Genomic DNA, 13,829 nt, shown 5'->3' with positions numbered 1-13,829 from the left:
GTGGCAGAACACGGCAGTGTGGTTGGGCTCCAACATCGGTGTCGGGATGTTCCCGAGCGCGCCTCAGGGCGCTCCGTATGGACGAGCCGCTAACAAAACCCAGCGAAGTGGTCCTGGCAAGAAGCGCGAAACGCAGACAGTACAAGGTGTACGGCAAGTTCGCGCGACGCAGCCAGGAGGGTTTTGTTGGCGGCTCCATGGAGGACAATCAAATGAAGCAAATCCGCAACCTGGGTATCTACGGTGCGCTGTGTCTGGCCTTGTCCGCCCCGCTGTTCGCCGCGGATGCCACCGCCCAGCCGAATTTCGTGACCGGTGGGGTGGGTGACGAGGAATTGGCATCGCTCAACGCGGTCAAGCCGCAATACAACGTGCGCCTGCTGTTGACCCAGAAGGACGGCGCCTATGTGGCGGGCGTGCCGGTGACGGTGGTCGATCGCAAGGGGACCACCATTCTGGAAAGTGAAAGCAAGGGGCCGTACTTCTTCGTGCAGTTGCCCGACGGCAACTACAGGATCTCGGCCACCTACGAAGGCAAGACCTTGGCCCGCACGGTCAGCGTGAAGGGCAACGCGGCGAGGAACGTGCACTTCGCCTGGTGACGACAGGGCGCGTGGCGCACTGGAGGAGGTGAAAGATGGCTAGGAAACTGGTAGGGCTCTGGCTGGTGGTCATCGTCGGCGTCGTCGCGACCAGCCCCTGGCTGCACGATGTGTCGGACCTGCTGCGCAACCGCACCGCCAGTTCCGATTCGCCTCCTCCACGCCAGGGTTAGGACGAATCGACCTTCGCGCCGCGTTTGAAGGGCAATTATTTGTCCTGGGCGTTCCATGAGAAAAACGGCTTGCCATATGGCAAGCCGTTTTTGCTGAGTCAGACCGCATAGGCCCACAGATCGGCCAGCTTGGCCCCATCGTCGACGATCAGGCGCAACGCCGGGGCGTAGTCCGGGTCGGCGAACAGGGCGCCGCTGCCTTGGGCGGGCAGGCCGGCGCAATCGGCCAGGGTGAGCGTCAGCGCCAGGCTGCCGGGCAGCTTGCCGGCGCTGGCCTGACCGCTGAGGCGGCAGCCGGCGCCCTGCGGCGTGATCACACCATCGGCGGACAGGCTGAACACCGCGACTGCGCCTCCGGCCAGCGGCACTTGATAAGTGCCGGCCAGCTGCGCGAGGTCGAGCGCGGTGCTGTTGCGCGATTCGGCGCCGGCGAGGCTGACCGTCACGTCGGCCTTGGGCGCCGGCACCGCGCGCCATTTACCGTCGTTGCCTTGCTGGTAGAGCGCCTGTGCGGTCTCGTCGTCGCCGTTGACGATCAGCAGCCGGCTGCCGTCGCTGCCGGCGTAGTACTGACCCACCTGCAACGCATCGCCCGCCCCGATGGCGACGGTGTAGCTGCCTGCGGGCAGCGCGTCGACGCTGACCTTGGGGGACGTCGGCGGGGACGGTTGCGAATCGCCGTCGCTGCCGCACGCGGCAAGCAGCAGGCTCGCCAGCAAGGGCACGGAATATCGAAGTGCGTTCATGATCCTGCCCCTCACTGAGCCAACAGGTCTTTGAGCCGCAGCCGCAGCCATTGCTGCGCCTGCGGACGCGCCTCGAAACCCACCTGCATGGTGGTCACGGTGGCAAAACCCTTGGCGTTCAGCGCCGATTCGCTGCCGGCATCGTTGGCGCCAGGGTTGTTGTTCAGCGAGAAGGTGACGCCCGGGTACGGGTAGCTGATGCCATAGGCGGATGCGATCGGGTCCTGCGCCAGGTTGGCGACGAACTTGGGCATCATCGCGGTGTAGCTGCCGAAGCGGCTGAACACCCACTGCACCTTGCTGCTGCCGCCGGCTTCGAACTTGGGCAGGTTGACGTTGATCGAGGTGCCTGCGGGCATGATCGGGCCGTTGCCGCGCTTGGCCAGCAGCGCGTCGACAAACTTCACGGTCAGCACCGCGGCCTCGTCGGCCAGTGCGGCGTTGTCCTTGGTATTGGTGTCGGCGCTGATCGCGATCGACGGGATGCCGCGGCCGGCGGCGAAAATGGCATTGCTGACGGTGCCGGACGAATTGACCAGGCTGCCGAGGTTCTGACCTTCGTTCGGGCCGGAGATCACCAGGTCGGGCGCCTTGCCCCAGCGCGCGGGCGCCAGGACATCCAGCCCATACATGGTTGCCATCACCGGCGTGCCGTCCACATAGTGGATATCGGCGATGCTCGGGTCGCTGCCCACGCCGGGCGCGCCAGCCTTGACCGTGCCGCCACGGCAATCCTTGGTCAGCGGAGTCAACGGGGTGAGGAAGTTGGCCGCAGCGCCCTTGCCGCTCTGGTCCTGGCACGGCGCCGACACGATCACATCGTGGCCGGCCGCCTTCAGCTGGGTATAGAGCGCGCGCACGTTGGCGGCGGCGAAGCCGTCGTCGTTCGACAGCAGGATGTTCAGCGCGAACGCTGGCGTGGTCATGCCGAGTGCCAGCAGTGCGGCGGCCGTGTGGCGGAGTCTCATTGTCCTGTTCCCCTGGGGTAGTTGGTCTGGTGGAGGCAGGATTGAAACAAGGTTGTGTGTAATTTATATGAAGTGCGCCGTGCCGCACGCCACCGGCGGTGCGTTGCGGCATGAGGGGGACGACGCGAGGAGGGGATGACAATTACAACGAGACGACTATTCTATTAGGCGGGGCTCGACTAAAAGAGCGGTGGAAGCGCCAGACGTAACCATTTGTTTTCCACCGGTAATAAACCGGAATTTCTTTCGCTGCGATATTCAACAAACCAGCCCCCACACCCGTAACCGACTGTAATGAATGTGTGGTTTTTTATACACGGGGGTTTTCCGCTCTTGGATTGCGCCCGAAATACCACTACGCTTGACCGTGCAATTTCTTGTCACCCTTATAACGAGGTACCTGCAAATGTCCAAGATCCTCACTGCCCTGCTCGCTGGTGTTTTCGCGCTGTCGATTGCTGCTTGCAGCAAGCAAGAGCCGCAAGCCGGTGACGGCGCCCAGTCGGAAACCGCCACGCAGCCGCAAGGCGGCGACGGTGCCGAAGGCGAACAAGCCACCAAGCCGCAAGCTGGTGACGGTGCCGAAGGCGAACAGGCCACCAAGCCGCAAGCTGGTGACGGTGCCGAAGGCGAACAGGCCACCAAGCCCCAAGCAGGTGACGGCGCCGAAGCCGAAAACGCCACCAAGCCGCAAGCCGGCGATGGCGCGGAACCGGAAAAGGCCACCAAGCCGGCCCAGTAAGCCGCGGATGGCGTGGCTTGCAGTCGAGCAGGCCACCACTTATAAAAAGGACAGAATTTTATTCTGTCCTTTTTTTCGTTTCGGGGGATATCAGATGCGTGTTCACCTTGCGTTGATCCTGGCCGGCGCCCTGGCGCTGTCGGTGGGATGCAAAGACAATGCGCCCGTTGCGCAGCCGGCGGATTCACCTGCTCCCAAGGTGAACAAGACTTTCAAGTATCTCTATGACCCGCCCAAGAATCCTGAATTGCAAAAGTACTATGAGTGGCTGAAAGACGAAGACGCAGGAAAGAAAATGGAGCCTGTGTTGAAGCTGGTCAATTGGCCGAACGGGCTGAAGCTGGAAACCAAGGAATGCGGGGTTTCCAATGCCTATTACTGGCCAAGCAAGGCCACGATCGTGGTGTGTTACGAGCTGTTCAAGGATTTCCACGACAAAGCACAAACCGAAATGACCAAGCGGACACCGGAATATCGGCGCAATGTGGCCATCGGCGGTGTCAAATTCCTGATTCTTCATGAATTGGGCCATGCGGTCTACGATGCCTTCGATGTGCCCATCATCGGCAATGCCGAGGATGCGGCCGATGCCTTCGCCATCTATATGTTGTTGAAGTCCAAGGACCCGCAGGTACACTGGATTCTGCAAGGCGCCAAGTTCTTCTTCATGAAGAATCACGCGGACTTCACCAGCACTTCCGACCTGGAGTTCGGCTCGTTCGCCGACGCGCACCCGCTGCATCAACAGCGTTATTTCAATATGTTATGCGATGCCTACGGCAGCGATACCAAGCGCTACGGCTTCCTGGTGGAAAAGGGGCTGCTGCCAAAGGGGCGGGCGGAATCCTGCCCGCAGGATTGGCGGCGCCTGGATCGTGCGATGGACAAACTGGTGGTGCCGCATCTCGATACGGCGGAAGTGAAGAGATTGCAGAACAAGGATTATCCGGCTTTCGATCCTTCGGCCTACGATGCGTCCTCGATCAAGAAAATGCAGCAGGGCAATGCCGGCTGAGGCGGTGCTTCGCAATAAAAAAGGCCAGCAATGCTGGCCTTTTTTATTAAACAATAATTAAGGCGAATCAGACTTCGGGGCGTACGCAATCGACGTAATAGCGGAATTCGCCATTGACCTTTTCCGCAACCAGCCCATGGATATAGGTTTCGAAGCCAGGGAAGCGGCCGTTGAATTCACGCACGAAACGCAAATAATCCACGATGGTGGCGTTGAACACTTCCCCCGGGATCAACAGCGGAATGCCTGGAGGGTAAGGCGTGAACATCACGGCGGTGATGCGGCCCTCCAGTTCGTCGATGGGCACGCGATCGATTTCGCGATGTGCCATCTTGGCAAAGGCCTTGGCGGGCTTCATCGCCGGGGTCATGTCCGACAGATACATCTCGGTGGTCAGTCGGGCCACGTCGCGCGACTTGTAGATGCCGTGGATCTGCTGGCACAAGTCCTTCAGGCCGATACGCTCGTATTGCGGGAACTGCGACACGAACTCGGGCAGGATGCGCCACAGCGGCGCGTTCTTGTCGTAGTCGTCCTTGAACTGCTGCAGCGCGGTCACCATGGTGTTCCAGCGGCCCTTGGTGATGCCGATGGTGAACATGATGAAGAAGGAATAAAGGCCGGTCTTTTCGATCACCACGCCGTGTTCGGCCAGGTATTTGCTGACGATGGCGGCGGGGATGCCGGTCTCGGAGAAGTCGCCGTCCACATTCAGCCCCGGGGTGAGCACGGTGGCCTTGATCGGATCGAGCAGGTTGAAGCCCTCGGCCACGTCGCCGAAGCCGTGCCAGTTTTCGCCGGACTTCAGCATCCAGGCATCGCGATGATCCAGCCCCTCATCGGTCAGGTCGTCCGGCCCCCACACCTTGAACCACCAGTCGTCGCCGTATTCTTCATCCACCTTGCGCATGGCGCGGCGGAAATCCAATGCCTCGGTCAGCGATTCCTCGACCAGCGCCGTGCCGGCCGGGGCCTCCATCATTGCCGCCGCCACGTCGCACGAGGCGATGATGGCGTACTGCGGGCTGGTGGAGGTGTGCATCAGATACGCTTCGTTGAAGACGTCGCGATCCAGGCGGTTGTGTTCGGCATCCTGGACCAGGATCTGCGACGCCTGCGAAATCCCGGCCAACAGCTTGTGGGTGGACTGGGTGGAGAACACCATCGAGGTCTGGCAGCGCGGGCGGCCCTCGCCGATGGCGTGGTAATCGCCGTAGAAATCGTGGAACGCCGCGTGGGGCAGCCAGGCTTCGTCGAAGTGCAGGGTTTCGATGTGGCCATCGAGCAGACCCTTGATCTCCTCGACGTTGTACATGATGCCGTCGTAGGTGGATTGGGTGATCGTCAGCACGCGCGGCTTGGTGTGCGGGTCTTTTTCCAGCTTCTCCCGGCAGAACGGATTGGCCAGCATCTTCTGGCGGATGGTTTCCGGCTCGAATTCCGACCGCGGGATCGGCCCGATGATGCCGTAGTGATTGCGCGTGGGCATCAGGAACACCGGCACTGCGCCGGTCATCATGATGGCGTGCAGGATCGACTTATGGCAGTTGCGATCGACCACCACGATATCGCCCGGCGCCACGGTGGAGTGCCAGACGATCTTGTTCGAAGTCGAGGTGCCGTTGGTGACGAAGAACAGATGGTCCGCGTTGAAGATGCGCGCGGCGTTGCGCTCGGACGCGGCGACCGGCCCGGTGTGATCGAGCAATTGCCCCAGTTCGTCCACCGCGTTGCAGACATCGGCGCGCAGCATGTTTTCGCCGAAGAACTGGTGGAACATCTGGCCGACGGGGCTCTTGAGAAAGGCCACGCCACCGGAGTGCCCGGGGCAGTGCCAGGAATACGAACCGTCCTGCGCATAGTGGGTGAGGGCACGGAAGAAGGGCGGGGCAAGGCCGTCCAGATAGCTGCGGGCCTCGCGGATGATGTGGCGCGCCACGAATTCCGGAGTGTCCTCATGCATGTGGATGAAGCCATGCAGTTCACGCAGCACGTCGTTCGGGATATGGCGCGCGGTACGCGTCTCGCCATAGATATACAGCGGGATGTCCACATTGCGGCGGCGGATTTCGGCGACGAAGGCGCGCAGCTGCGCCAGCGCCAATTGCGTTTCCTCGGGGCTGCCTGCGCCGAATTCCTCGTCGTCGATCGACAGGATGAAACCGGCCGCGCGGCTTTGCTGCTGGGCGAACGAGGTCAGATCGCCGTAGCTGGTGTAACCCACGACTTCCATGCCCTCGGCCTGGACGGCCTGCGCCAGCTCGCGGATGCCGGAGCCGCTGGTGTTTTCGGAGCGGAAGTCTTCGTCGATGATGACGAGAGGGAAGTGAAAACGCATGAGGAATGAACCTTTCCAAAGAGTGGAGGAAAGGGAGCGCGGTACCTCTGGCAGGGCTGCCGTTGCAGCAGCCCTGTTACCGGCCTGGGACGTCCCGAAAGCGCGCAGTGTAAACCAAAACTCTTGCTATGCAAGTTAAAAGCCGCTGCACGGGTCGGGGCTTGATGCTTTCTTTTGAAAGGAATTTTCAGGTCTGCAATATTGCTTAGACGCTCGCTTGGCCCGAATCGAAATCTCAGTAAATGCCACGCTCTAGTTGGTATGGAAAAGAGTCCGAGCTGAAAGACTCTGGTTTCCAGTTATGTCTACCCAGCTAACTGTTGCCACAACTAACACTGCATCACCGCATGTACCACCAGTAGGCGCGGTGCAGGCATTCGCCACTGTCCAGCCAATTGAGTATTCCGCGCCACTGCCACCATTGAATGTTTGAGCCGAGGTGTGGTTACCAACAGTCAATTGAGAACTGGTGCCATACGAAGTAATGCTTCTTAAGTTTTCAGTGGTTTGCTGTAAAAGCTGTTGGGCTTCGCTGCGTTGTCTGGCTGATGCTTGCTCGTTGTACAGCAAGGCATTGAGGCGAGATAGCGCCAACAATCCGACCGCAATGATCACAATGCAGATCAGAACTTCAATCAACGAGAATCCATTTTTCTTCATGATCAAAAATCTCGCCAATTACCTTTGGCTGCCGAAATGCCATTGGCCATGCCAAGTGAATTGATGAATTTTTCTTCTGCTGCTACATGCAAAGTCATTCCGGGCACGAGAGATGTACCATTGTATGAACCCTCGAAAGCTGCTGCTCCATATATGGATAAGGCCCCTTTCTGGCTATGCGTCCATCCTGATCCGTCACTGCGCCCGTACATAAATCCTGTAATGCTCATGGAGCCATAGATGGTTGTGTTACCATCAAAAATAACTTTTGCGGTATTAATGGTTCCAGCACCGTTATCATAGCCTGCTTGGCAATTGCTCATCGATGATGAGCTACTTCCGAGTATGATATTGCCATTGGTCGGATCATCGATTTTGCCATCTACCCACACTACGCCTACCGTAGCAGTTTTGGCTGGGTCACGCAAAAAACTGCTTGGGTCTTGGCATGCAGCAGCAAATTCAGAGGCACTTACTCGCTTAACAGGAGCAATCAAAAAATCCGTATCAGTGGGGCGTAGAGATTTTGTACTGTCAAGCAATTGAGCAGGAGTTTTGTTGAAGAATGATTTGAAATAATCATCCCGATTCATGCTGCACAAATCAGGGTTCAGATTTTGCTTTTTCGAGCTATCCCCTTGATTGACGTAGTATTCGCTACCCGCGTTATTTTCGGCGCCGCCGGTCTCGATTGCATAACCGGAAAGGGCCGGGGGGTAGGGAGGGGTTGCTTTCCAGCCAAGAAGAACATTGGTCGAACCCGTAGATTGCATCTGACACTGGACAGTCAGTGCATTGCGTAATCCAATTTGAGTTAGATCGATATCCTGAATGAGTTCAATTTTGGCGCCACATTTTGCGGTGGTATCTGCCAAGCTTGAACTTGAGGTTAGGCCGCTACAATCGGAAAACCCAATACTCCGCAGTCGGAGTTTCATTAGAGAAACTTCGGCCGCATAAAGCATCGCGGCTTTACTGGAATCACCAATGAATGTGCCCGTAATGCGAGCATGTAAATTGTTTGTGCCCGGAGTCCCGTTGCTGATGGTGTTGTTGCTAATTAATCCGTTTGACGCATTTAAATAGCTGTTGCGATTGCGCTGGACTTCCGCTATAAAAAATTCAATGGCGGCCTCTGCCATTTCGTTGGCTTGAGTACTGTGATAGACGTTTGTGGTGTCCCGTTGTTGAGAGTAAATTATTCTGTTGCTGCCGAGTACCGCTATCGTGGCTATCAATAAAAAGACCAGGGTGACCAAGAGTGTGGCTACCCCTTTTTGGCGAGAAAGGGTCATATTATTCATTGCGAATTTTGACACTGGATTTGACGGTGCGCATCACGCTCGTATCGGTTGGGTCGCTTGCGCGCAAATAAATAATCATATTTGAACCAACGCCACTGCATGTTGCCGTGCCCGGCTCATTTTTATCTGCTTCTGAGGTGTAATACAGATTTGGTGGTTCACTATCTGTGGGGTAATAGCAGAAAAGCAATTTTTCTATTTTCATTTTTTTTATATCTGACAATGCTGTCCAAGTGCCAGTATCACATGAACTCATGCACGCGGAGCCAGAGCAAGAAGTGCGCATTTGGATACTGTTATCGGCCAGTTTAAATCCCTGCTGCTCATCATTATCTACAACATCAATCAGGTTGGCTGGGGTGGTTGCGGCAAAATTACGATTCCGATTGTAGCTGTACAAAACACAACTATCGGAAGGCCGGTCACTTTTGAAAAGTGTCTTATTAATGCTGCGTTTTAGGTCGTCAGTGCTGGCTGAGGCGGGAAAAGCATAACCTATCGTATTTATGTTTGCGACTTGAGCTGCCGATATATAACTGGGGCCTTGGTGGAAGCCAGCTCGACGAATTTCTTTCGTCATAAGATCAAGCGCCGTATTCATATTGTCCGTTAAGGCGACAGAGCGGAGGTGGGCGCTTTGGGCGCGTAAATTGGTAAGCAGATATGTGCCAACCACGCCAAGTAGAAATATCGCTATCGCTAGCGCCACAAGTATTTCTATAAGAGAGAAGCCGCGTTGTCTCATTAGCATTCTGGATAATCACGCATTGCTGGGGTGCTGCACTGGCTTACCAAGCCAGTTGGAGACATACTCAATTGAATAGAACCCCAAGTATTGGTCAATGTGATGGATTGAGTGGTTGAAAAGCTGGGCAGAGGACGTGATGTTCCAATCGATGCACCATTTAAATCTTCATCCAAGGCTGTAACCTGAATTCCCTTGTATTCTGTGCTTCTGAGGGATTTGATGTCGCAGGCAGCATTAAGCGCGCAACTGGAGGCGGTGCTAACGATTAATGACCAAGTCCCTGGCTCTGTAGAGGGATTTGCAGATATCACAAAATAAAGAGGTATATTGCGCTTTGTTGCTTCACTTTTGGCCAGTGAGAATGCGGAACGCCAATCGCCAGCTGCGGAACGCAGCCGTTCCTTGGCAATAAAGGAGGTCACCGAAGGAATGGCAATAGCTAACGCAATTCCAAGGATGGTTACCACTGCCATCATTTCAACCAATGTAAAGCCGTGCACGCTTTTCTTGGTCATGCTATTTGCTCACGCAATTCTGGTTTGTGCCAGAGGCCCCATCATATATTCTGGAGTTTCCTTGGTTAACTTCAAGTCTCAAGGTGCGGCAGGAGCTTTTATCTTGCGATTGTGCATTTTGCGCAGTTGCTGTCACGGTATATTTTTGCCCAGGTGTGGCGGCGTCAACGCTAATGCTCAAGGTGTAATAACCGCCTTCACTGGTTAGTGAAGTTACACTATTGGATGACGCTAGTCGCAGACCATCCCCACCAAAATTATTGGTATAACTTGTATTGTTGGCGCGCCATTTCTGTTGTGCTTGCTGAATCTTTGCAAACATCACCACGGCATCTGATCGGCGCGACTTTCGAACATATTCTTGATAGCTAGGGAGGGCAATGGCCGCCAGTACGCCGATGATGGCGACGACCACCATCAGTTCGATCAGCGTGAAACCGGTAGACCGTACTTCTAGGCGTGGTCGCATCTTTGCCCCCTTAGGATCGCCGTTAGCCTTTTCCTTTCATCTTACGGGTTTTCCTTTACGAGCATCAACCTATGGGGCGGGCTGAGTCTCTGAAGAAATGTCAGAACTGACGATCGGCCGAGTTTTGCTGGACTAGTGGTGGCTAGATTCTGCTATGTGCCGCGCGGCGCAAGCGGTCGTTTACAGCCAGCCAACCTGGGGTTATCGGTGGGAGCTGGAGGAAGATGCGCGAGTAGGTCTGCTTATCTAGCTGACGAAGTTTGTCATAAATGAGTCGAGCGTATTGCTCGGGGTTGTCAGGCATCGGGTAAACGTCACCTTGAGGGCCGTGGGCTGGCCAAGTGCCGATGCTGATGATCGCGATGGGCTCGCCGGCGGCTAGGGCTTGCTCGATGGCCGGCAGGATGTTCGCATACTCGCCGGTCACCAAGGGCGTGCGCGGGGAGTAGTGCGAATCCAGCAAACCGGAGGCCCGCATCTTGGCGCTGGCACTGTCCTGATGGTGGAGCAGGGGCGTGTTCAGCAAGGCTTCGATGGCTTCGCGTGTGACGCCGCCGGGGCGAAGCAGTACCGGGTGTTCGCCTGCCAGGCTGACGATGGTGGATTCCACGCCGACATCGCAAGGGCCGCCGTCCAGGACCAATGGACATTCGGCACCGAACTCGTCGCGCACATGGTGGGCGCGGGTCGGGCTGACATGGCCAAAGCGATTGGCGGATGGGGCGGCCAGGCCGCCGTCGAAGCGGACCAGCAATTCATGGGTCAGTGGATGCGCCGGGGCGCGCAGACCCACGGTGTCCTGACCGCCGGTGACGGCGTCGAGCACATGGGGCTGGCGTTTCAGGATCAGGGTCAGCGGGCCGGGCCAGAAGGCTTCGGCCAGTTTCCAGGCAGAGTCGGGAATATCCCGGGCCCATTGCGGTAATTGCGCGCTGCCTGCGATATGAACGATGACCGGGTGATCGGCCGGGCGACCTTTCAGGGCGAAGATCCTGGCGACCGCATCCAGATTGGCGGCGTCGGCGGCCAGCCCATAGACGGTCTCGGTCGGAATGGCGACGAGTTCGCCAGCCCGAAGGCGAGCGAGCGCAAGTTCCAGCTCGTTCATGTCGATCACATCGGCAAAAGGCGAAGTATATCGTAGGCGGACCCGGGGTTCGGCCCACAAAAAAGCCGGCGCGGGGCCGGCTTTTGCGGGGCGATGCGGCTCAGAACCGCTCGGGCAGCTTTTGCAGGATGATGATCCGTTTGTTCTCCAGCTTGACGTAACCGCCGAACACCAACTCCTTGAGAATGCGCGCGATCATTTCGCGCGAGGAGCCGACCCGATCCGCAATGGCCTGCTGGGTGAGCGGCTCGGGGATCATCCAGTGATCCTCATAGTCTTGCGCCATCTCTTCGAACAGGGCGCGTACCCGGCCGTAGACGTCGAGTAGGGCCAGGTTCTTCATCGTCAGCGACAGGCGGCGGATGATGCGCGACAGGTTGAGGATCAGTTTGTCCTTGAGCTGGGGGTAGGTCTCCAGCGCCGTGCGGAAATCCTGCTTGCTGAACATGATGAAGGTGGAGTCGTCCTCCACTTGCACCGACCAGCTGCGCGGCTCGTCGTCGATCATCGAGATCTCGCCGTAGACGTCGCCGGGTTCACCGATCTGGAAGACGAACTCCTTGCCCTGGTTGTCGCTGGTGAAGGAGCGAGTGCGGCCTTCCATCTGCAAGTACATGGCTTCGGCGGGGTCGCCTTCGCGGAACAGGAAGCTGCCCTTGGGCAATTGTCGTTTCACCGCGGCCTGCATCACGACTTCGAGGTCGGTGTCGGAAAAGCCTTCAAAAATGGGAATCTGGCTGAGGAAAATGCGGACGGTGGGGTCCATGAAGTTTCTCCGGTAGCTTTTCTAGTAATCGGTGACTTACTTGGTTTGAGCGCGTGCTTCTGTTTTAGAGGCATCTTTGTCGCTTGGTTCCGCTCTACGCTGTACGACAGGATCGGGAGGCGGTGGAACGATATCGAGCTTCTTTTGCAGCATGTATTCGTTCATTTCCTTCCAGCCATCGAAGATATCTGCCTTGGCCACCCGGGGGTTGCGTCGGAAACAATCCTCCAGTGCCCTGCCGCTGTGCCGGCAGGCCGCGCCGATCGCCTTGCCGTTTTCGGTTTGCTTGTTGATGGCATTCATCACTTGGTCGCATCCGGAGAGCGAGACGACGAGCAGCAGTAACGGAACGAGGCGGCGCATTGGGCTGAGGAGGGGGCGTAGATGGTTAGCCGATTGTAGGAGAATCGCGAACACCGCGAAATATGGGCAAAACGCCAATTCGCGCTTTATGTCCGTTCAGGCTGGCGCAGCCTCAGTCGCGCTCGCTCATCGACCAGAGCAGCCAGCGCTTGTTGGTGCCGTGCTCCTTGATGAAACGCCAGGTTTCCTGGAATGGCGCGGTATTGTTGGTGGCCAGCACTTTGCCGTAGAAGCGTACCTGTGCTTGCAGGTGGGCCGCTTCGTCTCGGGTGGCAACCAGTTCGATGTGCAATTCGGGAAAATCGGCGCGTTCGCCACGAGCCACGTCGGCGCTGGTCAGATCCTCGAACAACTCCGGCGTCATGTACTTGCGCAGCTGTTCGAGTTTGGCCGGATCGTTCTGGGCTCGCAGATACAGGAAAGTGGATTTGGCATGGCGCAGGAAGGCGGCGGTATCGGTGCCGTCCGGCAGGCGACCAGACTTGGCAATCGCGGTGTCGATGTCCTTGCTGACGTGATAGAAGCGTTGCTTCTCCGTGTCGGCGTCCCCGTTCCAGCCCGGCATCGGGCGGGTTTCGGGGTAAGGATCGACCACCGGGCGCTCGCTGCGGCGCAGGTAGAACAGCCCGCCCAGTGTCAGTCCGCCCAGCAGGATCAACCAAGCCCAGGGCAGGCTGCCATTGGCGGCGTCGGCGGGGGCCGAGGCGGCCTGTGGCGCACCGTAGGCCATGCTGTGCGCCAATGCTGCAACGACGAAGGAGAGATGGCGAGCGCGTAAGCGTTCCATGTAACCGGGCGAGGTAGGTGGCGTTGTGAGCGGTATTTCGTTGGGCAAGATCGAGTCTTTAGCCAGATTTGTTCGCTCAGGCATAAAGATAGCTGAAAGCCGGTGGCCGTGCTGCCACCACTCTGGCGGGGTTCAGTGGCGTTGGCCGCGTTCCACCGTCACCCCGGCGCGGGCGACATCCGGCAGGATGCCGGGCTTGGTGACCGAAACGCGAACCCAGGGAGCAGAAAAGTCGCGCAGCAGAACCTGGGCGAGATGTTCGGCCAACGCTTCCAGCAGCAGGAAGTGCTGGGCCGCAAGTTCAGTGTGGATGCGGTTTACAACGCTGGCGTAATCGATGGTGTCGGTCAGGTTGTCGGTCTGGCAGGCACGCGAGGACGGCAAGCCGATGTCCAGGTCGAGCTCGACGGGTTGGGGGGCTTCGCGCTCCCAGTCGTAACAACCGATCAGCGTGCGGGCCCGCACGCCATGCAAAAAGATAATGTCCATGGATTCGCCGACGGGCGGAGCGCGGTTTGACGTCGC

Annotated in this window: 17 protein-coding genes; 4 read left to right on the top strand and 13 right to left on the bottom strand. The window is 57.8% G+C overall.

Going from position 1 to position 13,829, the window contains the following annotated elements:
* The first annotated feature begins 77 nt into the window (after positions 1 to 77).
* Both C556_RS19875 and C556_RS22925 read left to right on the top strand, forming a co-directional pair.
* Positions 78 to 602 (top strand): hypothetical protein, encoded by a 525-nt coding sequence (locus C556_RS19875; protein ID WP_157236047.1) that lies wholly within the window; start codon positions 78 to 80, stop codon positions 600 to 602.
* A gap of 35 nt (positions 603 to 637) precedes the next feature.
* Complete coding sequence (locus C556_RS22925) at positions 638 to 775, top strand: hypothetical protein (protein ID WP_018747874.1); 138 nt, start codon at positions 638 to 640, stop codon at positions 773 to 775.
* Between the two features lie 98 nt (positions 776 to 873).
* Here C556_RS22925 and C556_RS0108785 read toward each other — a convergent pair whose 3' ends face one another.
* Together C556_RS0108785 and C556_RS0108780 are read right to left on the bottom strand one after the other, a co-directional pair.
* On the bottom strand, positions 874 to 1,521 hold the full coding sequence (locus C556_RS0108785; RefSeq protein ID WP_026262934.1) for a hypothetical protein: 648 nt from the start codon (positions 1,519 to 1,521) through the stop codon (positions 874 to 876).
* Between the two features lie 11 nt (positions 1,522 to 1,532).
* The gene (locus C556_RS0108780) at positions 1,533 to 2,489 is read right to left on the bottom strand and encodes a 5'/3'-nucleotidase SurE (protein ID WP_026262933.1); all 957 of its coding nucleotides are present in this window, start codon (positions 2,487 to 2,489) and stop codon (positions 1,533 to 1,535) included.
* A 406-nt stretch (positions 2,490 to 2,895) separates the two neighbouring features.
* Between C556_RS0108780 and C556_RS0108775 the strand changes: the two genes are divergently transcribed.
* Positions 2,896 to 3,231, top strand: coding sequence for a hypothetical protein (locus tag C556_RS0108775; RefSeq protein ID WP_018747871.1), 336 nt, complete (start codon positions 2,896 to 2,898; stop codon positions 3,229 to 3,231).
* Positions 3,232 to 3,238: 7 nt separating this feature from the next.
* Positions 3,239 to 4,246: a DUF4344 domain-containing metallopeptidase gene (locus C556_RS0108770; protein ID WP_157236045.1), complete on the top strand. Its 1,008-nt coding sequence runs from the start codon at positions 3,239 to 3,241 to the stop codon at positions 4,244 to 4,246.
* Between the two features lie 67 nt (positions 4,247 to 4,313).
* Here the strand turns inward: C556_RS0108770 and C556_RS0108765 are convergent, their stop codons facing one another.
* The 11 genes from C556_RS0108765 to C556_RS0108725 form a co-directional block, all read right to left on the bottom strand.
* On the bottom strand, positions 4,314 to 6,584 hold the full coding sequence (locus tag C556_RS0108765) for an arginine/lysine/ornithine decarboxylase (RefSeq protein WP_018747869.1): 2,271 nt from the start codon (positions 6,582 to 6,584) through the stop codon (positions 4,314 to 4,316).
* Between the two features lie 252 nt (positions 6,585 to 6,836).
* Positions 6,837 to 7,244, bottom strand: coding sequence for a type IV pilus modification PilV family protein (locus C556_RS22225; protein WP_157236043.1), 408 nt, complete (start codon positions 7,242 to 7,244; stop codon positions 6,837 to 6,839).
* Positions 7,245 to 7,246: 2 nt separating this feature from the next.
* Complete coding sequence (locus C556_RS22920) at positions 7,247 to 8,548, bottom strand: hypothetical protein (protein ID WP_157236041.1); 1,302 nt, start codon at positions 8,546 to 8,548, stop codon at positions 7,247 to 7,249.
* Complete coding sequence (locus tag C556_RS22220; RefSeq protein ID WP_157236039.1) at positions 8,541 to 9,293, bottom strand: PilW family protein; 753 nt, start codon at positions 9,291 to 9,293, stop codon at positions 8,541 to 8,543. The genes C556_RS22920 and C556_RS22220 overlap by 8 nt, the downstream gene beginning before the upstream one ends.
* A complete protein-coding gene (locus C556_RS22215) occupies positions 9,293 to 9,811 on the bottom strand; it encodes a GspH/FimT family pseudopilin (protein ID WP_083930510.1) in 519 nt (172 codons plus the stop codon). Before C556_RS22215 ends, C556_RS22220 begins: the two co-directional genes overlap by 1 nt.
* Before the next feature lies 1 nt (position 9,812).
* Positions 9,813 to 10,280 (bottom strand): type IV pilin protein, encoded by a 468-nt coding sequence (locus C556_RS22210; protein ID WP_026262932.1) that lies wholly within the window; start codon positions 10,278 to 10,280, stop codon positions 9,813 to 9,815.
* A gap of 142 nt (positions 10,281 to 10,422) precedes the next feature.
* Positions 10,423 to 11,388 (bottom strand): L-threonylcarbamoyladenylate synthase, encoded by a 966-nt coding sequence (locus tag C556_RS19870; protein WP_040430835.1) that lies wholly within the window; start codon positions 11,386 to 11,388, stop codon positions 10,423 to 10,425.
* A 100-nt stretch (positions 11,389 to 11,488) separates the two neighbouring features.
* Entirely contained in the window at positions 11,489 to 12,154 is a 666-nt protein-coding gene (locus C556_RS0108740) for a Crp/Fnr family transcriptional regulator (RefSeq protein ID WP_018747865.1), read from the bottom strand.
* Positions 12,155 to 12,190: 36 nt separating this feature from the next.
* Positions 12,191 to 12,457, bottom strand: a complete 267-nt coding sequence (locus tag C556_RS22205) for a hypothetical protein (protein WP_211214699.1) — start codon at positions 12,455 to 12,457, stop codon at positions 12,191 to 12,193.
* A 172-nt stretch (positions 12,458 to 12,629) separates the two neighbouring features.
* Positions 12,630 to 13,304: a Tim44 domain-containing protein gene (locus tag C556_RS19865; protein ID WP_157236037.1), complete on the bottom strand. Its 675-nt coding sequence runs from the start codon at positions 13,302 to 13,304 to the stop codon at positions 12,630 to 12,632.
* A gap of 132 nt (positions 13,305 to 13,436) precedes the next feature.
* The gene (locus tag C556_RS0108725; protein ID WP_018747862.1) at positions 13,437 to 13,793 is read right to left on the bottom strand and encodes a dihydroneopterin aldolase; all 357 of its coding nucleotides are present in this window, start codon (positions 13,791 to 13,793) and stop codon (positions 13,437 to 13,439) included.
* Positions 13,794 to 13,829: the final 36 nt, after the last annotated feature.

Source organism: Chitiniphilus shinanonensis DSM 23277 (assembly GCF_000374805.1).
Lineage (GTDB): Bacteria > Pseudomonadota > Gammaproteobacteria > Burkholderiales > Chitinibacteraceae > Chitiniphilus > Chitiniphilus shinanonensis.
The sequence above is the reverse complement of the archived record's forward strand: the minus strand, read 5'-3'. Positions and strand labels throughout refer to the sequence as shown.

Coding starts and splice junctions, on each gene's coding strand:
- C556_RS22225 (WP_157236043.1), bottom strand. CDS start 7,244: ATGAAGAAAAATGGATTCTCGTTGATTGAAGTTCTGATCTGCATTGTG.
- C556_RS22210 (WP_026262932.1), bottom strand. CDS start 10,280: ATGCGACCACGCCTAGAAGTACGGTCTACCGGTTTCACGCTGATCGAA.
- C556_RS19865 (WP_157236037.1), bottom strand. CDS start 13,304: ATGGAACGCTTACGCGCTCGCCATCTCTCCTTCGTCGTTGCAGCATTG.
- C556_RS0108740 (WP_018747865.1), bottom strand. CDS start 12,154: ATGGACCCCACCGTCCGCATTTTCCTCAGCCAGATTCCCATTTTTGAA.
- C556_RS0108775 (WP_018747871.1), top strand. CDS start 2,896: ATGTCCAAGATCCTCACTGCCCTGCTCGCTGGTGTTTTCGCGCTGTCG.
- C556_RS0108765 (WP_018747869.1), bottom strand. CDS start 6,584: ATGCGTTTTCACTTCCCTCTCGTCATCATCGACGAAGACTTCCGCTCC.
- C556_RS19870 (WP_040430835.1), bottom strand. CDS start 11,388: ATGAACGAGCTGGAACTTGCGCTCGCTCGCCTTCGGGCTGGCGAACTC.
- C556_RS22205 (WP_211214699.1), bottom strand. CDS start 12,457: ATGAATGCCATCAACAAGCAAACCGAAAACGGCAAGGCGATCGGCGCG.
- C556_RS0108785 (WP_026262934.1), bottom strand. CDS start 1,521: ATGAACGCACTTCGATATTCCGTGCCCTTGCTGGCGAGCCTGCTGCTT.
- C556_RS22925 (WP_018747874.1), top strand. CDS start 638: ATGGCTAGGAAACTGGTAGGGCTCTGGCTGGTGGTCATCGTCGGCGTC.
- C556_RS22215 (WP_083930510.1), bottom strand. CDS start 9,811: ATGACCAAGAAAAGCGTGCACGGCTTTACATTGGTTGAAATGATGGCA.
- C556_RS0108770 (WP_157236045.1), top strand. CDS start 3,239: ATGGCGTGGCTTGCAGTCGAGCAGGCCACCACTTATAAAAAGGACAGA.
- C556_RS0108725 (WP_018747862.1), bottom strand. CDS start 13,793: ATGGACATTATCTTTTTGCATGGCGTGCGGGCCCGCACGCTGATCGGT.
- C556_RS0108780 (WP_026262933.1), bottom strand. CDS start 2,489: ATGAGACTCCGCCACACGGCCGCCGCACTGCTGGCACTCGGCATGACC.
- C556_RS22220 (WP_157236039.1), bottom strand. CDS start 9,293: ATGAGACAACGCGGCTTCTCTCTTATAGAAATACTTGTGGCGCTAGCG.
- C556_RS22920 (WP_157236041.1), bottom strand. CDS start 8,548: ATGAATAATATGACCCTTTCTCGCCAAAAAGGGGTAGCCACACTCTTG.
- C556_RS19875 (WP_157236047.1), top strand. CDS start 78: ATGGACGAGCCGCTAACAAAACCCAGCGAAGTGGTCCTGGCAAGAAGC.